29 protein-coding genes are annotated in these 17,954 nt (G+C 29.8%); all 29 read left to right on the top strand.

Annotated elements, in window-relative coordinates:
- The first annotated feature begins 2 nt into the window (after positions 1-2).
- The 29 genes from MHB40_RS14595 (at position 3) to MHB40_RS14455 (ending at position 17,945) form a co-directional block, all read left to right on the top strand.
- Positions 3-986, top strand: coding sequence for a hypothetical protein (locus MHB40_RS14595; protein WP_342532677.1), 984 nt, complete (start codon positions 3-5; stop codon positions 984-986).
- Between the two features lie 264 nt (positions 987-1,250).
- Positions 1,251-1,700 carry a hypothetical protein gene (locus tag MHB40_RS14590; RefSeq protein ID WP_340815343.1) on the top strand — a complete coding sequence of 150 codons (450 nt, stop codon included), beginning with the start codon at positions 1,251-1,253 and terminating at the stop codon, positions 1,698-1,700.
- A gap of 342 nt (positions 1,701-2,042) precedes the next feature.
- Positions 2,043-2,435 (top strand): hypothetical protein, encoded by a 393-nt coding sequence (locus MHB40_RS14585; protein WP_257521573.1) that lies wholly within the window; start codon positions 2,043-2,045, stop codon positions 2,433-2,435.
- A gap of 29 nt (positions 2,436-2,464) precedes the next feature.
- Positions 2,465-2,704 (top strand): hypothetical protein, encoded by a 240-nt coding sequence (locus MHB40_RS14580; protein WP_340815344.1) that lies wholly within the window; start codon positions 2,465-2,467, stop codon positions 2,702-2,704.
- A gap of 228 nt (positions 2,705-2,932) precedes the next feature.
- Positions 2,933-3,199, top strand: a complete 267-nt coding sequence (locus MHB40_RS14575; protein ID WP_342532676.1) for a hypothetical protein — start codon at positions 2,933-2,935, stop codon at positions 3,197-3,199.
- A gap of 36 nt (positions 3,200-3,235) precedes the next feature.
- Positions 3,236-3,838, top strand: coding sequence for a 3'-5' exonuclease (locus MHB40_RS14570; RefSeq protein ID WP_342532675.1), 603 nt, complete (start codon positions 3,236-3,238; stop codon positions 3,836-3,838).
- A 247-nt stretch (positions 3,839-4,085) separates the two neighbouring features.
- On the top strand, positions 4,086-4,376 hold the full coding sequence (locus MHB40_RS14565) for a hypothetical protein (protein WP_342532674.1): 291 nt from the start codon (positions 4,086-4,088) through the stop codon (positions 4,374-4,376).
- 32 nt (positions 4,377-4,408) lie between these two features.
- On the top strand, positions 4,409-4,579 hold the full coding sequence (locus MHB40_RS14560; RefSeq protein WP_342532673.1) for a hypothetical protein: 171 nt from the start codon (positions 4,409-4,411) through the stop codon (positions 4,577-4,579).
- 53 nt (positions 4,580-4,632) lie between these two features.
- The gene (locus MHB40_RS14555) at positions 4,633-4,893 is read left to right on the top strand and encodes a hypothetical protein (protein ID WP_342532672.1); all 261 of its coding nucleotides are present in this window, start codon (positions 4,633-4,635) and stop codon (positions 4,891-4,893) included.
- A gap of 168 nt (positions 4,894-5,061) precedes the next feature.
- Positions 5,062-5,250, top strand: coding sequence for a hypothetical protein (locus MHB40_RS14550; RefSeq protein ID WP_281114930.1), 189 nt, complete (start codon positions 5,062-5,064; stop codon positions 5,248-5,250).
- Between the two features lie 89 nt (positions 5,251-5,339).
- Positions 5,340-5,597: a hypothetical protein gene (locus tag MHB40_RS14545; RefSeq protein WP_281114931.1), complete on the top strand. Its 258-nt coding sequence runs from the start codon at positions 5,340-5,342 to the stop codon at positions 5,595-5,597.
- Between the two features lie 11 nt (positions 5,598-5,608).
- Positions 5,609-6,235 carry a sigma factor gene (locus tag MHB40_RS14540; RefSeq protein WP_342532671.1) on the top strand — a complete coding sequence of 209 codons (627 nt, stop codon included), beginning with the start codon at positions 5,609-5,611 and terminating at the stop codon, positions 6,233-6,235.
- A 299-nt stretch (positions 6,236-6,534) separates the two neighbouring features.
- Positions 6,535-6,798 (top strand): hypothetical protein, encoded by a 264-nt coding sequence (locus MHB40_RS14535; protein ID WP_342532670.1) that lies wholly within the window; start codon positions 6,535-6,537, stop codon positions 6,796-6,798.
- Between the two features lie 47 nt (positions 6,799-6,845).
- On the top strand, positions 6,846-7,061 hold the full coding sequence (locus MHB40_RS14530; RefSeq protein WP_342532668.1) for a hypothetical protein: 216 nt from the start codon (positions 6,846-6,848) through the stop codon (positions 7,059-7,061).
- A 31-nt stretch (positions 7,062-7,092) separates the two neighbouring features.
- A complete protein-coding gene (locus MHB40_RS14525) occupies positions 7,093-7,437 on the top strand; it encodes a hypothetical protein (RefSeq protein ID WP_342532667.1) in 345 nt (114 codons plus the stop codon).
- Between the two features lie 56 nt (positions 7,438-7,493).
- Positions 7,494-7,937: a hypothetical protein gene (locus tag MHB40_RS14520; RefSeq protein ID WP_342532665.1), complete on the top strand. Its 444-nt coding sequence runs from the start codon at positions 7,494-7,496 to the stop codon at positions 7,935-7,937.
- 34 nt (positions 7,938-7,971) lie between these two features.
- A complete protein-coding gene (locus MHB40_RS14515; protein ID WP_342532663.1) occupies positions 7,972-8,250 on the top strand; it encodes a hypothetical protein in 279 nt (92 codons plus the stop codon).
- A 30-nt stretch (positions 8,251-8,280) separates the two neighbouring features.
- Complete coding sequence (locus MHB40_RS14510) at positions 8,281-9,576, top strand: hypothetical protein (RefSeq protein WP_342532661.1); 1,296 nt, start codon at positions 8,281-8,283, stop codon at positions 9,574-9,576.
- Positions 9,577-9,640: 64 nt separating this feature from the next.
- Entirely contained in the window at positions 9,641-10,546 is a 906-nt protein-coding gene (locus MHB40_RS14505; RefSeq protein ID WP_281114940.1) for a hypothetical protein, read from the top strand.
- Entirely contained in the window at positions 10,533-10,799 is a 267-nt protein-coding gene (locus tag MHB40_RS14500; protein WP_281114941.1) for a hypothetical protein, read from the top strand. The genes MHB40_RS14505 and MHB40_RS14500 overlap by 14 nt, the downstream gene beginning before the upstream one ends.
- 50 nt (positions 10,800-10,849) lie before the next feature.
- Positions 10,850-11,236, top strand: a complete 387-nt coding sequence (locus MHB40_RS14495) for a hypothetical protein (RefSeq protein WP_342532659.1) — start codon at positions 10,850-10,852, stop codon at positions 11,234-11,236.
- Between the two features lie 37 nt (positions 11,237-11,273).
- A complete protein-coding gene (locus MHB40_RS14490) occupies positions 11,274-11,840 on the top strand; it encodes a hypothetical protein (RefSeq protein ID WP_342532658.1) in 567 nt (188 codons plus the stop codon).
- An 81-nt stretch (positions 11,841-11,921) separates the two neighbouring features.
- Positions 11,922-12,095: a hypothetical protein gene (locus MHB40_RS14485; RefSeq protein ID WP_342532657.1), complete on the top strand. Its 174-nt coding sequence runs from the start codon at positions 11,922-11,924 to the stop codon at positions 12,093-12,095.
- Positions 12,096-12,109: 14 nt separating this feature from the next.
- Complete coding sequence (locus tag MHB40_RS14480; protein ID WP_342532656.1) at positions 12,110-12,544, top strand: hypothetical protein; 435 nt, start codon at positions 12,110-12,112, stop codon at positions 12,542-12,544.
- Positions 12,541-13,173: a hypothetical protein gene (locus MHB40_RS14475; protein ID WP_342532655.1), complete on the top strand. Its 633-nt coding sequence runs from the start codon at positions 12,541-12,543 to the stop codon at positions 13,171-13,173. Before MHB40_RS14480 ends, MHB40_RS14475 begins: the two co-directional genes overlap by 4 nt.
- 219 nt (positions 13,174-13,392) lie before the next feature.
- Positions 13,393-14,637: a hypothetical protein gene (locus MHB40_RS14470; protein WP_342532653.1), complete on the top strand. Its 1,245-nt coding sequence runs from the start codon at positions 13,393-13,395 to the stop codon at positions 14,635-14,637.
- Positions 14,638-14,730: 93 nt separating this feature from the next.
- Complete coding sequence (locus MHB40_RS14465) at positions 14,731-15,849, top strand: AAA family ATPase (protein WP_342532652.1); 1,119 nt, start codon at positions 14,731-14,733, stop codon at positions 15,847-15,849.
- Between the two features lie 65 nt (positions 15,850-15,914).
- Positions 15,915-16,466 carry a hypothetical protein gene (locus MHB40_RS14460; RefSeq protein WP_342532650.1) on the top strand — a complete coding sequence of 184 codons (552 nt, stop codon included), beginning with the start codon at positions 15,915-15,917 and terminating at the stop codon, positions 16,464-16,466.
- A gap of 12 nt (positions 16,467-16,478) precedes the next feature.
- Complete coding sequence (locus tag MHB40_RS14455) at positions 16,479-17,945, top strand: DnaB-like helicase C-terminal domain-containing protein (RefSeq protein ID WP_342532649.1); 1,467 nt, start codon at positions 16,479-16,481, stop codon at positions 17,943-17,945.
- Positions 17,946-17,954: the final 9 nt, after the last annotated feature.

The following is a 17,954-nucleotide window of genomic DNA, read 5'->3' as shown; positions in this document are numbered from 1 at the left end:
TTATGTATAACGAGGAATACAAGAAATCATTTCTTGAAACATTAAATTTATCAGATTCATCTAAGAAGACTTATTACTCCATCTTTAATCGTACTGAATCATTTGAAAGAAAACATGAAACAGATTTATATGATATGGATAATTCCATGTTAGATTTATTATTTAGACAAGCAAAAAGACAGACAAAGAGATCTGCAATTATATTTATTAATACTATAAAAAATTATATAACATGGGCTATCGATAATGGTCATAGCGCTTCTCCAACACATCCAATTGTTGATGTAATTAATGATGAGTATGTTTCTACTTATGTTTGGAATGCTGGTAAACATTATTATACTAGAGAAGAACTTCTTAATAAAATTGAGTTACTAGATAATAACAGGGATAAAGCTATTGTAATTTTGTTGTTTGAAGGAATAGTTGGATCATCTTTTTCTGAAATAAGAAATTTAAGAATTGATGACATTACCACAAAAGATGATAAATACTATTTGAATGTACTTTCGGATGAAATAAATTTAGATAGTAGACAAATTGAAGTATCAAAAGAGCTGCACGATTTACTAATTAAAACTTATAATACTACAGAAATAAAGAGTCCAAGTGGAAAAATGACTCGACTAGTTGATGGCGAATATGTATTTAGAAAGAATAGACTGGGAAAAGACAATGATATTCGTATTACAGCATCCATGATTAGTACAATAATTATGCAGAGAATAAAAGATACGTTTGAGGACAGTAACGTAACTGCAACAACTATTGAGATTTCTGGAATGATGTATTATGCAAATGAATGGATGAATAAAAAAGGCGAACGTGTTTTTGATTTAAACATTGTAGAAGAGTTAGTTAAAAAATACAATTTGAGTACTATAATATCTAACAATAAAGAATATCCTCAGCTTCAACGAATCAGAGAAACAATGGATTTTGATTTCATGCAAGATGAATATGGGCATTTTGAGGTTAAGATATAAAGAATAGAAAGACTGAATGAAATTATCATTCAGCTCTCTTATACATATAAATATATAAATATATTAATGATATTCGATACTTTTTAAGAGGATATAAATTATGAGAAAGAAAATAACTATTTAAATGTTCTTAAAAAATATCGAACAAAAATACGAACAAATGTTTTCATTTTTAGATTGACATTATTTTAGACAATTGGTAAAATTGTATTAATAAAGTAACTATTTATACTATGTATAAGCCAAAAGGGGGAGTATATGATTATGACAATAGTAGCAAAGATTCAATCTGATGTAGTAATTCAGAACAATAGCCCAGAAGAGTTATTAGCGCTTTATGATGGTTTAATACCTACTAACGGATTAAGCGTAACAAATGTAAAAGGGAATAAGTTAATCTCTGACTGTACAGATTTTCATTTTGTTGAAATCGCAGAAATAACTGAAGATGGAGATGTAATTAGTATTCTTAAACGGACACCAGAAGTAAAATACTATCTATCTAATAATAAGTTGTTTGACATGACAGATATGATAAGAATTGATGGAAAAGGAGATTATACTTTAATATTGATGCATAGTAATATTTTTTTGTATAATACAGAAGATTTAACTACAATTGAAACTGATGGTGCATCTAACATAGAGGAGATAAAAAAATACTTAAATGTTAACTATCCAAGTTATGAGGTGCTAAGGAAAATCAAGGGGTGAGACTTATTATGTTGTCTTTGTGAAAAACTGATGTGGTAATGGTACAGAGCGCCAATATCACATCAATAAATATATAATTAAAATAAATACATAAAGGTGGTTTTAAAATGTTATGTACATCTGTTAAAAATAATCTTTTCGTTATATCAAATATTTGTGGAGAGGGATACAAAATTAGAGATGAAGATGGTTTTGTTTATGAAAAAACATACAATTCAATAAAGGATGCAAACGATTGGATATTATACATAAATGATTTATTAAGTAATTCGAAGTTAGATCAAAATACATATATTGAGTGTTAATGGATTTAAATTTTAAATAAGGAAGGTGAGTAATCATATGTTAAAAATTTATACAGACAGTAGTTACAAAGACGGTGTATCAACTCATCACTATTTTGTAATGAAAGGAAATAATAAAATCAAGCGAAGAACTTTTATAGGTTTTGATTCTTCTTCTACAAAAGCTGAAGCAACAACCATAATTAAAGCGCTACAAATGGTTTTAAAGAAAGATTGGGAAGGGGTGACGATCTATACAGATTCATTAGTTACAGTATTTGGAGTAAAACATGGGAAGTTTAGTAATGAGGATTATCGATACATAGCACATTTACTCAAGGTGACAAAATCAAATATTATGTGGAAGAACAGAAAGCATTATAGAATTAAAATTGCTGATACAGAATGTCGAAAGATGATGCAAACAAAACTTAGAAGAGTAGTAATCTAAAAATACATATACATAAAGGTGAGATTAAAATGAATAAAGATATTGTAAATTTACGAAATACATTTGAGTATATTATTGATGACTATGATAATGGATCAATGTTTAAAGATGATGACAGTATGAAGACTTGGATTGCTAAATGTGAATGGTTTGTTAAACAGATGGTTGACATTAAAGTAGGGGCAGGATTCAAGTATTTTGAGCTACAAAGGGAATACAATCCACTCCAAGAAAATAACAAAGTTGGAGAGGGTGAAGAATCTGAATAAATATCACGATATTAATGTGATTGGTTGTTGTGCGAATAAGGATTGTTCTAATGAGTTAACCAGAAAAGATGAATACCTTATTGATGATTCAAATTTATACTGTGATTCAATTTGTTATACAAAATACATGCTGAGTGTTGGAGCAGTAAAAGAAGTTAGATATTAAATAAATACATAATAACATAATATATAGATATTATAAAAATGAATAAATGGAGATTATACATAATGAATCAATACATAGTTACGTTAATTTTAAATGGGAATGAATATAACATGAATGTAAAGACGGAGAGTAAAGAAGCTGCTTTACAATATGCGAGGGACAAGCTTAAGTTTGACAAAATAATAGGTGTTGCAGAAAAGCTAGAATTTAAACGTAAACGATTTGGTTATTTAGGAAATCCAGATCGCACTCCCTATGGAAGTAAAAGTAGAGATATGAAATCAGCAAGTAAAGTTAAACGTGGTAAGGCTGCACAAAAGAAAGCGTAAAATAATACATATATATATATAAAAGGGGAACTGAATATGCGTAAAGATATTATGGTTGATATTGAAACACTAGGTACTGGAGAAAATGCAACAGTATTTCAAATTTCAGCAATGAGCTTCAACATTCAAACAGGGGACAAGTATGGTTCGATTAATTTAATTGGTGATATCGAAAAGTACGGAAACTTGAATGTAGATGGTTCAACGTTAAAATGGTGGTTGAATACGGATAAAGAATTACTTACTGAATTACTGAATAAAGGTACATACAAGGAATATGACTTATTTGAAGCTCTACATAAATGGTTAGAGAATCAATCAACTACAGGAGATATGAAGGATGTTTACTTGTGGGGTAATGGTATTTTATTCGATAATGCTAAATTACAAACTAATTTGAACGGCTGTAGTGGGTTGAAGTATCCAATCTATTATAAAAATGATCGTGATGTTCGTACAATCTTAGAATTAGCTAGTATGAAATCAGGATTAACTGAAGAAGAAATTAAAGAGTCTGTAACAGATGAGAATGAACGTAAACATGATGCTTTTGATGACATATCTTATCAAATTAGATTAGTAGTTGAATGTTACAAAATTTTGATGAATAAAGAGGTTTATAAAAATGTGGTGGAGTAATAAAGTTAATCATTGTAATCATAACTATTTTTACATAGGTCAAGATTACGAATCGTCATATGCAGGTTGCGATACTATTATGGATAGAGTTCATGTAGTTCATTGTAAGAAATGCAATACAAAAACAAGTGTACCAACATACTCACAAGCTATGGCATTAGTTAGAAGTTAGTGCTGTTAGGGTTTAATGAAACCACTCTATTATTGAAATACTAGTTAGATTATATTCAAAAACAGGAGGAAATTTATGCCGATAATTAATAATAATGATGGAACACTATCTGTTGAATTTGGCACTGGTGATATTAAAATTAGTTCTGGTATGATGGGTGACGAAGAGCAAGGACTAATAACGTTTAAAGAACAAGAACCAAAACCAATTGGATACTTTGAGAAACAAAAAGAAAAGCAAGTTGATCTAACAACATACCCTGTGCATTTAATATTTAAAAATACAGACAGTTTGGATGTCTTAATTGAACGATTAGAACGAACACGTAAATATATGACTAGAGAATTAGATGTCTGGAATGATTAATCAAAACAAAGTGTATAGGAAGGAGGATTGCTGTGAGATATTACACTTGCTATGAAACTGATAAGATGCAATATGCTGATGGTTACGAGAATGAAAAAATCGCTCAAGAATACGCAGAAGAAGCAAAAGCAGAAGGTTATATGAATGTAAAAGTGTTAAGTGAAGAGAAATTACTTGCTGAAGGTAAGATATCAAATCTTTAAAAATGCCTATTAAATAATAGTGGAATTTTATCAAAAAGAAAAGGGGTGTAGTGGTGAAATTAGAGCATATTGATACAGTAAATAGATCTATTACTTATTCGATAGAATTATCACGAGCAGAAGACATAGCTAGAAACGGTGAAATGGCTGATCTTATGAATATTGGACTTCCTAATAACTTTAATCCAGATGATGAATTGCAATGGACGAGTATGTTGGAAAAATTAAAACCATATATTGATCAGGGTAACTTTGATACAGTTGTATTGAAGTGTGAAACCAATGAAGAAAAAGTTTTTATAATTATTGATTAAATAAATACATAAAACTATTGATTATTTAAACTTAATATAGTAAGATATACATATTCTAGTAGAAATAAAGGAATGTAAATCCATTCTCAATCAGTAGTGAAGTTGTTATGTAGCAAATTGTCGGTGATTAATTTAATAAATACATAATAATGAATGGAGATGGGTGGAATGATTGAAGAAATAAAACAGCTAAGTGAAGATTCCAGAATACAGGACAAGCTAAAAGAAGCATGGCTCAAGCAAATGGAAATAGGGTATCAGGAGATGGCTGAAATAAATCTTAGTATAGCAAATGAGTCATTTCATATTGAAAATGAAGCTGAAGTGATCAATGAAGGTATTTGGAAACAGAAATAAAAAGTCAATTTTTTAGCAAGAGTGCTTATTCTGAATAGGTACTCTTGCAAGAGAGACTTAGTTATATACAATATAAAGGAGTGAATTAAATGGCGAAAGATTGGAGTAAGAAAAAGCACTTCAACAGGAAATCAACTCAACAATTTATAGTTACATATAGAGATAATAGAGTTCTTGAAAAGTTAAATGAATTAGGTTCGATTACATATAAATCACCTGTACTTAATGTTTTGTTTATCGATACATATAAAGAAAAATATGATTTGTTGAAAGTTGATGGTGTATTGAGTGTAAGATCACCAAGTGAAGGTAGATTGCTTAATAATAAAGAGAGATATTATACATAGAGGGAAATTAAATGGAAAAACTAACAAATGAGGAATTAGTTGAATTATATATAAATGATAATGATGAGTTAGCATTTGATGAACTTTACATACGAAATAGTGGATTAATATTTGAGGTCAAAAAGCTTTTTAAGAGTTCAAAAGTAATCACCAAAGAAGATATAGAGAGTGATTGTAATTACGCCTTCTCAAAGGCTGCACAAACATACGCTACAACAAAGAATTGTAAATTTTCTACATACTGTTATGCAATAATGAGAAATGAAGTAATTAAAAGTATAAACGCAGCAACAAGAAAGAAAAGAGATACTTCAAATTATACATTTTCATATCTGGATGCGAATGTTCTAGATAAAGAAGGTAGTAGGTTAATAGATATTTTAGACGTAAAAAATAAAGATGTTTTACATAAAAAAGATTACATATACTTACATAATGCAATTGAATACGCAAAAACATGGGTTATTGATAAATATCATCCATACTTGATCCCATTAATGTTTAGAGAGACTACAACAAATGAAGTAGCGCCATTGATTGGGGTTAGCGCAAGAACAGTACATTACACGGTTACATTGTTTAGAGAACATGTTCGTGAATACATATACTATTACAGTAGTGGAGAAATTGTTTCTTAAGGTTAGATAAAAGAATTATATTATAAGAAATAAAAAAAGGATGAGATCATCCTTTAGGTTTACTCTCAGACTTCTTGTTAAGATGTTCTAGTGCGTCAATATACTTCTTAGCGATTTCTAATTCATCATCAGAGATTTCATTGAACAGTTTTTTAATGCAAGGTGCTCATCTAGATTAACTACTTTGGAATTTTGATTTTCAGACATTTACGATCAATCCTTTATAACTTATATGATGATTATGTTAGCACTTTGTTAAGAGGCGTTTCAAATAAAATGATTGTGGAGGAATAAGATTAATGAATATTACTTTAACAGATGAACAATTCAAAGAAATAAAAGAGGAGTTGATTTCTGAACTGAAGGGTAATTATAAAACTTTTCTTACTGAAATTCTTGAAAATGAATATGATATTTATGATGAAATTACTAACACTATAGAGTCTAAATTAGAAGAAGGTATTATCTATGAAAACTTAGATAAAATACTTGATAAGTTGGATAAGCAGACAGTCATTAACTCAATAACAAATAGTTTAATGGAAAAACTAACTAGATGGTGATATTAAATAAAAAATAAGTATTGTGAAAGTGAAAGGGGAGGTTGGTTATGGGAAATCAAGCAGCAGAATGGATTATGAATGAAACTGAATGCGAATCAGATAAAAATGTTTTATGGGAAATCGAACAAGTTATGATGAAAATTTCAATAAGAAAAACAGAATTAATTGATAAGCATCGAATAGAAAATCTATGTAGTCCAGATTTTACAGACTTGAATTGGTGTTATGAACAACTCTATTATTTGAAGAAAGAGATTCAATAATAATTCACTTTTATGAAAAGGAGAAATAAATATGAATAATACAATTAAATTTAAAGAAGGAAAAGCAATGTTCCCAGTAGCACCACAAGATCGTCAGTTAGAGTGTCCATACTGTGGAAAACATCCTGATCAAATAGAAGAATACTTAGAGGCTTCAAAAGAAGAGAATTCAACCCCGATCGAATATGTGAAATTAAACGAAAATACATATTGTCAATATACAGGATGCTTCGTATGTACAACTTGCTATGTTAATATCGGAAGTCCAACTTTAGATAAAATTCACAGTGCATTTCCGTATTTCAGAATGGATGTAGAGCCACTAGACGGACAAAATTCAGAAGCATTAGTTAAGTATCGATTAGGTGAACTGTAGTTTAAATAATAGTACGATATTAACTAAAGAAAATACATAAAAAGGAGAGTTTGAGTATGTGGACAAACATGTTAATTCTAAATGGAGCTATTAATCAAAAAGATAATGAGGAAATTAACGAAGAAAATTTCTTTAAATTATTAGAAGACAACGGATATGAATTTGAAGGTGGAGTCGGAAACATTGAACGTTCAAAAATGATAGAAGCTATTTACACTATTTCTGGAGCAATTAATGATAAAGGAATAGAAAGCATGGTTGCTACATTAAAGAGTCACTATGGAGATATGAATGATGAGTCTATTGTAGAATTCCTAGAATGTAATACAGGGACAGGTATTTTCCAAAAAGTATTCCTAGACAATCTACATGATAATCAATTGATTGAGTTATTCAATAGATACTCTAATACTAATTGGCAAATTTCAGATGAATTTGAGGGATTGCTAGGAGAAGAAGTTGTTAAAAAGTTTACAGCTTGGAGAGAGAACGTTAAGTAAAATACACGTATTATCGAAATGAAGGTGAAATGGTGTGGACATTTTAACAGATAAAACAGTTAATACTAGGAAGCCTCATCTCTGTCATGGATGTGCAAAGAGTTATGGATCAGGTACAAAAATGCGGTATACAACTTCTGTTGATGAAGGAGAAATAACTTCAGCTTACTGGTGTAAAACTTGTGAAGTATTAATCGATAAAACTTATGATTATTTCGATTTACAAGATGGAATAGAGTTTGGTTCTGTTCGTGATGGCGATGTACAAGCTTGGGAAAGTATTAATAAATGGAATACCAACGTTGATTTATAAAAATACATAAAAAAAAAGGAATGGTGTTTTGTGCAATTTACTTTAACTGAAGATCAATACAATGAAATTAAAAAAGATATTTTAAGTAGTCAATTCGATTTTACATTTGAAAAGAACAAGCTGAAGGCATACTTAGGTCAAGATTTATATAACGCCTTAAAGAAATCGAAAGCTATTATTGCAGGTGGGATGATTTCAAGCTTATTCACCAATAAGGAGATCAATGATGTAGATGTATATTTCCGTGATTATAATTCACTCTACTTATTCGCTGAACAAACTTTATCAGGAAATCATGTAGTCTCACACACGAAGAAAGCTACACAATTTATTAAGAAACACATAGATGAGCAGATTTTAGTACAGATTATCCACTATCGTACATATGAGAAAGTTGAAGAAATTTTTAATACATATGATTTTACAGTTTGCATGGGTGCGTATGATTTTGAAATTGAAGAATTCATTTTACATCCAGAGTTCCTAAAACATAATTCCCAACGTATTTTACGATTTAATTCAAACACTAGCTATCCATTAATTTCAGCTATTCGTACACAAAAGTATGAAAATAAAGGATATAAGATCTCAAAAGCAGAATATTTCCGTGTTCTGATGGCATGTATGAAATTGAGTATTACATCTTATGATGAGTTAAAAGAGCAGCTAGGTGGTATGTATGGTGAATCTTATGATCGATTATTTGATGATGTAAAAGATGAAGAGTTTGATTTGCAACTAGCTATTGATCGAATCGCAAACTTCTCTAAATCAGAAAATTACTTTAAAGAATATCGTCCGATTGACTATAACATTGATGATATTTTAGATGATTTAGATAAAGGTGAAAGATTTACTATTACATTAAAAGATGGTAACAAATATCGAGTTATTAATGGTGAAGTATTAGGAGAGTATGACTCTGAAAAAGAAACATCTGAACTTAATGTTGATGAGTTTTATAAAGGTGAAAAATTCTATAAATTTGTTAAAAAATCAGGAGAATCATTAGAAAGCTTTTATCGTTCATCATTTAAGTATGTAGTTGGAGAAGAAGCAAAGGCTGAAAAAGAATATAATAAAAATACATATGGTGGAGACGGTAAGTTATTCTTTAATCATAGAAATAAATTAAAAAGTTCATCTTATTATGGCAATAATGATAGTGTTTTAATTGAAGTAGAAATTAATGGGTCTGATGTAATTGACGACAATATGTGTGAAATCAAGGCTACAAAATGCAAAGTAGTTAGAGAAGTACCAGAAGCAGAATGGAAAGAGTGGCTTGGAAATACAGATGAAGAAGATAAATTTATCCTATTCTAATTAAATAATATTCTGCTTTTATGAAATTAAATATAAACATACATAAAGTAAGGAGTGGTAATGGTTGCAAAGTCCAGTTAATAAATTAAAGTTAATTATGATTAAAAGTAATAGTAACAGCTACATCTCTGACAACATCAACAATGAAGGATACTTTTATACAAAGATTTCAGATTTATTATTTGATGGTAATAAACTAGAAAATACATATGATAAAAATTGGTTTAAGATTAATTCAATTCCTACGAAAATAGAAAAGGTTAAACCAAAAACAAAAATTAACCAACGATATGAATTAAAAGAAGGTTATCCAGAAAGTGAGCTTACACCAAAAGTAGTTAATTGTTCTGATTTTGATGATAATTTTGATGAAGTACGTGGGCTATATACATATAAGTATGATGAAGTAGAAGAAGGTTTAGAAATTGTTGAATTTGAAATTAATGTTATTGAAGAAGTAGATGGAGAATTTGAAATGAAGCAACCTCAATTTACTCTTAAATACAACTTATTAGATCAAATTCAAACTCATCCGAAATTATTGCCATTAAAGCCATGTAAGCTTACACATGAACAATCATATAAAATCATACGTGACTTTGTGAAGAACAACATTAATTCTAAATATGCAGCTATTACAAGTGACTATGATTTCTGTTTTACAGTAAAGAAGAAAATTGAATTGTATGAGCCACGACAATATCAAGTAGATATTAATTCAATGTATAAACGTAGAAAGCCTAAATATGAAACTCGTTACCAACGTAGTAGAGAAGTTACAGTATTTGAAGTAGCTCCTTCATCATATCAAAGTTATACAGTAGTTACACCATTTGAAGGTGCTAGTTACGAAGACTTACTCGTTAATATTGATACATATTTAAATGAACTTATTACAAAAATTAATGAACCATTAACTGAGTGTGAATGCTGCAAAGGAACTGGAGTGATTCTTGATGACAACAATTAAATTACATAAGGATTATCTTAAAAATGAATTAGACTTACCAAGTAATGCCTTACTTGATGAAGTTACAGATATGTCACGATGGAGTATTCATCATCGAATTGTCTTCAAACATGACAACAAGTTTTATGAAACTTATTACAGTGAAGGAGCTACTGAAATGCAAGATGAACGTCCTTGGGAATATGAAGATGAGGTGGAATGTGATGAGGTTGAGTTAAAAGAAGTTAAAGTATTGAAGTGGGTTAAAGTTTAAATAAAATTTCAGTTTTATAAAAATACATAAAAAGAATGGAGAAATGAAGAATGGGAATGTATACTGAGTTAGTTTTATCTATTGAATTGAATGAGGATGTGCCAAGTGAAGTTATCGATACATTAAAGTTTATGATGAATCGATACAGTGACGAAGATCACGTAACTCCTCTAGACCATAAATTATTTAAAGTTTCAAATAGATGGAGATATATGTTAAATTCATGGAGTTATTATTTTGATGGATTTAGTAATAGTGCTTTGCAATATGACTCAATTATCAATTCATATTTCTTAGTTATAAAATGTAATCTCAAAAATTATGAAAATGAAATTGAGCTATTCCTAGATTGGATTAAGGGTTATTCCAAAACAAGTGGTTTTGTTGGATATAGTCGATATGAAGAAGATACTGAACCTACATTAATTTATTTCTAAATAATAATCACATTTTATAAAAATTGGAGGAAGATAGATGCATAAATTTTATAAGGATTTAAAAGAATTGATCCTTAATCAAGATGAGTCGACTAAAAAGACACTGATTCCTTACTATGAAACATTATTTCAACTTAGTAGTTATCAAGAAATGAAAGAGCTTTTAGATACTTATCAGGGAAAAGGGTATATGATTGACTTTAATGATGCTGATGACAATGACTGCTATTCTAATGGTTGGTTAGAGATTTACAGTCACGATGATTCTATCTCATTTACGATTGAATTAGATATTGGTGAAATGAAAGGTCATTATTGTCAATGCAATCCTAATGACGAAGGATACAACTCTAATAAAGGTTGCTGTGGGATTCTTTGTGATGCACATTTACCTAAAGTATCTATTATCAAAGAAGTCAAAGTGATTAATTATGAGTTTCAGGGATATGAATGTGATCTATGGGAGTTAGAAGAAAAATGGCTTACTGATTATGAAAAAGATTTATTACATAAGAAAAAGTTAGATAAGGTGAGTAATTTAGAAGCACAAATTGAGATATTACAAAGGGAATTAAATGCAGTTAAATCTGATCTTAAAAATTAATTAAATAAATACATAAAAATACTTGAAATAAAAAATGTCGGTGTTATAATAAGAATATAGTTAAGAAAGGGGGTGAGGACAATGGTCAGGCGTTTAACTTATGAAGATGAGCAGAAAATTTTAGACGAATTAGATTACTTAATTGAGCAGACAGAATTTAATCGTGAAAATGCTGTTTGGTGTAGTAAGATAATCAAAAAGCTGCTACTTGAATTACATTTTATGAGGAATGATATTATAAATAAAAATACATAAAGTAAGGTGATTAAATGGTTGAATCTCCATTAGAGAAAAATGAAGTACAAATTACTTCGCAGCACAGGATCGCAGTAGATAAATTGAATTTTGCATTAATGAATAGGTATGAGAAGAAAATATCTAGAGGTAAAAACGCTGAAGGTAGTGGTGAATTTGCTTACAACAAACAAAATGCAAGTTACTTTGGAAACCTCAGAGCATTAGGTAAACGACTTATTGAAAAAGAATTTCTAGAAAATCTGAGTGAACAAGATTTAAACCAAGTAGAGGATCTAAAAGAAGCAATTAATAAAGCTATTGTACATATTGATAAGGTGGCGAAAGAAGTGTCAGACCATCTTACTGAACATATTACTGTTGACTTAGGAGAATTTTCAAAGGGTAGAGGAAGAAAGAAATCAACCGAAGATGAAGAAGAAGCTACAGATGAGGTTGATGCTGATTGACAAAGCGTTATGTAGGAATTGACCCCTCATCAATGACAGGATTTTTTATACAGGATGAAAAAGGTAAGATTGTAGTTGAAACTGATTTATTTTATACACACAAGAAAGATCCAGAAAGAATGATCTATATTGCTGAGGAGATAATTAAGAAACTAAACATAAAAACTGATATCATTTGTATTGAAAACTTCAGCTATAATTCATTAGGTCAAGGAATAGATTATCAATATGGAGTAGGTTGGATAATACGAGAACATCTACATAAGGCAGGATTCTCTTATTATGATGTAGCTCCAAAAACATTAAAGAAATTTGCAACTGGAAATGGGAACTCTTCTAAAAAGACAATGGTAGCACCAATAGAAAGACGATGGGGTTTCAAACATCCAAGCGATAATGTTACTGATGCATTTATACTATCAGAGATTGCTAAAGCAATTGATCAAGGTAGTGCATATATTGGATTAAGAGAGTATGAGAAACAAGTAGTGAAAGTAGTTAAAAATAGTATTTTGAATAAAGAACAATGGAAAGAAGTTAAACCTCCTCCTTGGATGAATAAAAGGAGTAAGTATTACTTTAAACGTGAGGGTTTAGAAGAAAAGGATTGTCTTATTGAAGATAAGTAAGATATGATACATAAGCTAGTTAAAATATCGAACCATGAACGATGTAAATAATTAAAATTTATCTATTGTTAGGTAATATATAAAATAACACATGTTCTCAAATTTAAAATGTTCTCAATAAATTCCTAATATTATTTAGAGTTTGATTAGGTACATTGTGATTGGTTTGATAAAATAAATATAAAAAATACATAATTTGAAACGGAGAGATTTATTTATATGGTAAAACTTAATAACACTTTTGAATTCGTAGGTGCATTTAATCTAATGAAAGAACCTGTGAAAACTACTGAGTTTGATTCTGGATGGACAAAGAAAGAATTAAAGGCAGTTTTAAATGAATCGAAGGCTAATGGTGTATTCTTATCACTTGAAGGCGGTTATTACAAATCAAAAGGACAACCAGACAAGGTTTTTTCATTTAGTAAAAAGATGTTTGGTGAAAAGGGTGGTAAGTTAGAACTTACATGGGATGATCGAAATAACCAATCAATTATCAATACGGTAGCTGACTTTAGTAAAACAGTCATTGATTTAACTACAGATAAAGAAGTTAAAGAAAAGTTTGGCGACCTACGAAAAGAAATCTGGAAAATTGAAAATAATGAAAATGCAACTGACGAAGATAAGGTTAAATTGGAGCAACTATATAAAGATGCAAAAGAAATAGTTCCATATCGTTATGAGTTTTTACATGAGCTAGATGTTCTTGATTTCTTTGAAAAACACAAAGAAAAATTAAGTGGTAAAAAGTTCAAAGTTAAGGGAGAAGTAAAAGTATCTCACTGGAATGGTAAGTTCTATACTAATTATGTACCTAATCACTTTGAGTTAGCTGCTGAAGATGAGCCAAATAAATTAGCGTTAGATTTAGATTTATATTTTGATAAAGATGTAATTGATAAATCTTTATTTAAATCAGAAAAAGTCATGACATTTAATACATATATTTTAGGATACGATTCTGGTCATCGTAAAGACGTATTCTTCCCATTGCAAACAGTACTCAATGCCTCTACATATGATTTAGAGAATACAAAACATAACGCACATATCAATATTGTTGAAAAGTTCTTTACTGTAAAAGGTAAAAAAGTATTCCAGTTACCGTACTCAGCTAAAGTAATAAGTGGTGCTGAGGTTAAAGATTTCTCTGAAGCAGATTTAACTGAAGATCAAAAGACTTTAATTGAAATTGGAATGGCTACAATGGATGACTTTAAACCAAAAGGTCAAACATTTGGAGATAATTTAAATGAAATTCGCTTAATGTTCCCTAAGATTAAAGACATGGGCGAAGGTGCTAATTTCTCAGCAGGAGCAATTGAAACTGATTTTGAGGTAGAGGAGTTAGTTTATACAGCAGTAGAACGGCATTCAACTGTATCAGATGTTCAAGATACTAAAGAAGAGATAAAAGAATCTGATCCATTTGATATTTCGGAAGATGATCTTCCATTCTGAGTAAATTAATAGGATTTGAAAAAGAGTGATTTTAGTTTATTACTCTTTATAATAAATATATAAAATACATAATTTGATCGGAGGAATTTATTTATGGCACGAAAATTCGGAAAGAAAAATGTAGTAAAAATTGACCCACTAAAATATAACGTTGGATTAATTGGTGAATCTGGTGTAGGTAAGACCACTTTAATGAAAAAGGTTTGCGAGAAACTAGCAGGGGAAGACGGTTATTTAATCCTAAATATTGGTCGTGAAGATGGTGTGGACGCTATCTCAGGAGCAATGTATGAGGATATTCCAGATTACCCTACATTGGTTGAATTTGTGGAGGACGTAGTAGAAAACAAAGCAACTGATTATAAAGATTTAAGAGTAGTAGTAATTGATACTATCGATGAGTTATTCCGAATTGTTGAACCAGAGGTTGTTCGTATGCACAATCGTGAATCATCTGCTGAAAAGCGTGTTAAATCAATTAAAGCAGCATTTGGGGGATTCCAAGCAGGAGAGGATAAAGCAGTAGAGTTAGTAATTGATAAGTTATGGGAACTTAAGGACGTTGGTGTAACTCCATATTTCATTGGACATACGAAACGTAAATCAGCAAATGACTTAGTTACTGGTGATGAGTATGAAACACTTACTTCTAACATGATGGCGAAATATTTCAATGCAATTAAGACTAAACTTCATTTCTTAGGAGTTGCTTCTATTGATCGAACAATCGAGAAGCAGAAAGTAAAACAAAAAGTTGGAGCAGATAAAGTAGTAGGGAAAGTTGTTGACGAATCTCGTATTGTTACTTTCCGTGATAATAACTTTAATATTGATTCGAAATCACGATTTGCAGATGTAGTAGAACAAATTCCATTAGATGCTGATGCGTTTATTGAAGCACTCAATGATGCTATTCGGAAAGAATTAGAAAATGATGAGTCTAACAAAGGTAAATCGTTTGAAGAGGTTAAGGTAGAGCAGGAAAAAGAATATGAAGAAAAGGTTTCAAAAGCAGTAGAGAAAGCCAATGATAAAGTGAATGTAGAACGTAATGTGGAACTAGCACGTAAAATTCTTGAAAAATCTAATGAAGCTACGGATGAAGTAAAACAAAGAGTAATCAAATACATGAGTGAAAATAAAGTGTCACTTAAAGAAGTAGAAAGTACTCCAACTTCAGTTTATGAAGCAACGTTAGCACAATTCAGTTAATACATAACTATATATGGAGGGGATATATTTCTCCTCCTATTTTTATAAAAATGAGGTGTACATATATGGCTAGAAAAGTTAAGTGTGGTTACTGTAAAAAAGAAGGTACAAATGAAACTTTTCATAAAGAAATAATTAAAGGTAAGAACAGATATTTTTGTAATCAAACAGAATTTGAACTGTTCGAATTAAATGAGACAAAGAAACAAAAAGAGATAGTGGAAAGAAATGATCTTATGAATTGGATAATGGATGAAATTTATAATTATGAAAAGGGTATGGTGTTTCCTAATACATTGAAAAGTAGGGTTTTTAAACTACTTGAATTTTATCCTTGTACCGTTGTTAAAGAATCATTTGTTATTAATTATGAGGTTCTAACTTGGGCAATCAAGAATAAAAATCTCTCCGAATTTCATATGACATGCTATATTATGTCAATAGTTGAAAAAAGCATTAACGATATCTATTTAGAATTTAAAAGGATTCAAAAGCAAAATGATAAGGTAAGTGAGAAGAGTGTGGATGTTCAATTATTTGATGAAGTTTCAAATAGTACAGTTATAAACCACACAAATAACAAAGATATATCTCACTTTTTAGAAGATGATTTTTAAGGAGGAATGCTAGTGACAGTATTGAGTAATTATCCAAGTGAGTTAGTGGACACTAGAAAAATAATTGAGGCATCGTTTGTATTTTGCTTATGGAAAGATCCTGAATTGTTTGATGATTATTCAGAGTTTAATCCTAGTAAAGAATTATTACTGGATGATTCCAAGTTTTACTATTCTATTGCTCATAAGATGAAAGAACTGGAATATAAATCATTAGATAATGCTTCAGTCTTTACATTCTTAAAAGACAATAAATCATTGGCAGAGGAATTTAGTTCAAAGGGTGGATTTAAGACTGTTGATAAGATGTGTAAAATTCTAAATTTAAATAACATTGAATCATACTATGATGCATTATCAAAAAGCAATATGTTGATTAGTTTGTATGACAAAGGATTTAATGTAATGAGTGACTTAGAGAAATTTAAACAAATGACAACATCACAACTATATGATTATTATGAATATCAATTAGATAATGTGTTCTTAGGTAGGGGATCAGGAGTACAAATTGTGGACTTGGATATAAGTGATGACTTCATTGAAAGAAATAATTCGGGAGCAAGTAGAGGATTAAGTTATCATTCAACATCTCCGATAATGAACTACCATACAATGGGATTACATCGTTCCAATGTACAAATTTTTGCAGGTTTTTCAGGGACAGGTAAAAGTAGTTATGTAGTAAACTCTTATATGTTACCAATTTTAGATAGTGGAGAAAAATTAACAATCATTGCAAATGAAATGAATATTGATGCGTGGAGACACATTTTCCTAGCAACAGTACTGTCACAAAAATTAGGTTATTTTGGGTTAACTAGAAAGAAACAAAAACTTGGATCTTATACAGACGAACAACTACAGAAAATTAAAGAAGCTCAAAAATACATAGATGAAAATTATAAAGGAAGAATAAAATTCGTAAAAATTTTTGATTATAGTGTGGATGATGTAAAACGTATTGCTAGAAAAATGGCTAAAAGAGGATTTGGTTACATAGTTTACGACACATTTAAATCAGAGAATGCTGCTTCAGATAAAGTTACAGGTGAATTAATAGAAGCTTCAAAACAATTACTTCAGGTAGCAGAGAAGGAAGATATCTGTATCATCATCACAATGCAATTAGCTATTTATATGGAAAATACACGTTATTTAACTGCTGCTACTTTATCCAATGCAAAAGGGGTTAAAGAAGTTGTTTCAGAGTTAATTTTGATGCGTAAATTATGGGATGATGAATATACGGGTGAGAAATTTGACGTTAAAGCATGGAAATACATAAAAGATGGAAATGGGAAAATTACAGGAAGTAAAGAGTATCTTACTTTAGATAAAGATAAACGATATCGTATTATGTTTTTAGATAAAACACGTAATGATGAGGATGATATTTGTGTTATTTCAAGATTTGATGGACAGTGGAATCAATGGAAAGAAATAGGGTACTGTAATCCAAAGCACCAGAATAGATAGGGTGTGAAT

Source organism: Lysinibacillus sp. FSL K6-0057, assembly GCF_038630885.1.
Taxonomy (GTDB): domain Bacteria; phylum Bacillota; class Bacilli; order Bacillales_A; family Planococcaceae; genus Lysinibacillus; species Lysinibacillus fusiformis_F.
The sequence above is the reverse complement of the archived record's forward strand: the minus strand, read 5'-3'. Positions and strand labels throughout refer to the sequence as shown.

Coding starts and splice junctions, on each gene's coding strand:
- MHB40_RS14595 (WP_342532677.1), top strand. CDS start 3: ATGTATAACGAGGAATACAAGAAATCATTTCTTGAAACATTAAATTTA.
- MHB40_RS14590 (WP_340815343.1), top strand. CDS start 1,251: ATGACAATAGTAGCAAAGATTCAATCTGATGTAGTAATTCAGAACAAT.
- MHB40_RS14585 (WP_257521573.1), top strand. CDS start 2,043: ATGTTAAAAATTTATACAGACAGTAGTTACAAAGACGGTGTATCAACT.
- MHB40_RS14580 (WP_340815344.1), top strand. CDS start 2,465: ATGAATAAAGATATTGTAAATTTACGAAATACATTTGAGTATATTATT.
- MHB40_RS14575 (WP_342532676.1), top strand. CDS start 2,933: ATGAATCAATACATAGTTACGTTAATTTTAAATGGGAATGAATATAAC.
- MHB40_RS14570 (WP_342532675.1), top strand. CDS start 3,236: ATGCGTAAAGATATTATGGTTGATATTGAAACACTAGGTACTGGAGAA.
- MHB40_RS14565 (WP_342532674.1), top strand. CDS start 4,086: ATGCCGATAATTAATAATAATGATGGAACACTATCTGTTGAATTTGGC.
- MHB40_RS14550 (WP_281114930.1), top strand. CDS start 5,062: ATGATTGAAGAAATAAAACAGCTAAGTGAAGATTCCAGAATACAGGAC.
- MHB40_RS14545 (WP_281114931.1), top strand. CDS start 5,340: ATGGCGAAAGATTGGAGTAAGAAAAAGCACTTCAACAGGAAATCAACT.
- MHB40_RS14540 (WP_342532671.1), top strand. CDS start 5,609: ATGGAAAAACTAACAAATGAGGAATTAGTTGAATTATATATAAATGAT.
- MHB40_RS14535 (WP_342532670.1), top strand. CDS start 6,535: ATGAATATTACTTTAACAGATGAACAATTCAAAGAAATAAAAGAGGAG.
- MHB40_RS14530 (WP_342532668.1), top strand. CDS start 6,846: ATGGGAAATCAAGCAGCAGAATGGATTATGAATGAAACTGAATGCGAA.
- MHB40_RS14525 (WP_342532667.1), top strand. CDS start 7,093: ATGAATAATACAATTAAATTTAAAGAAGGAAAAGCAATGTTCCCAGTA.
- MHB40_RS14520 (WP_342532665.1), top strand. CDS start 7,494: ATGTGGACAAACATGTTAATTCTAAATGGAGCTATTAATCAAAAAGAT.
- MHB40_RS14500 (WP_281114941.1), top strand. CDS start 10,533: ATGACAACAATTAAATTACATAAGGATTATCTTAAAAATGAATTAGAC.
- MHB40_RS14495 (WP_342532659.1), top strand. CDS start 10,850: ATGGGAATGTATACTGAGTTAGTTTTATCTATTGAATTGAATGAGGAT.
- MHB40_RS14490 (WP_342532658.1), top strand. CDS start 11,274: ATGCATAAATTTTATAAGGATTTAAAAGAATTGATCCTTAATCAAGAT.
- MHB40_RS14485 (WP_342532657.1), top strand. CDS start 11,922: ATGGTCAGGCGTTTAACTTATGAAGATGAGCAGAAAATTTTAGACGAA.
- MHB40_RS14480 (WP_342532656.1), top strand. CDS start 12,110: ATGGTTGAATCTCCATTAGAGAAAAATGAAGTACAAATTACTTCGCAG.
- MHB40_RS14470 (WP_342532653.1), top strand. CDS start 13,393: ATGGTAAAACTTAATAACACTTTTGAATTCGTAGGTGCATTTAATCTA.
- MHB40_RS14465 (WP_342532652.1), top strand. CDS start 14,731: ATGGCACGAAAATTCGGAAAGAAAAATGTAGTAAAAATTGACCCACTA.
- MHB40_RS14460 (WP_342532650.1), top strand. CDS start 15,915: ATGGCTAGAAAAGTTAAGTGTGGTTACTGTAAAAAAGAAGGTACAAAT.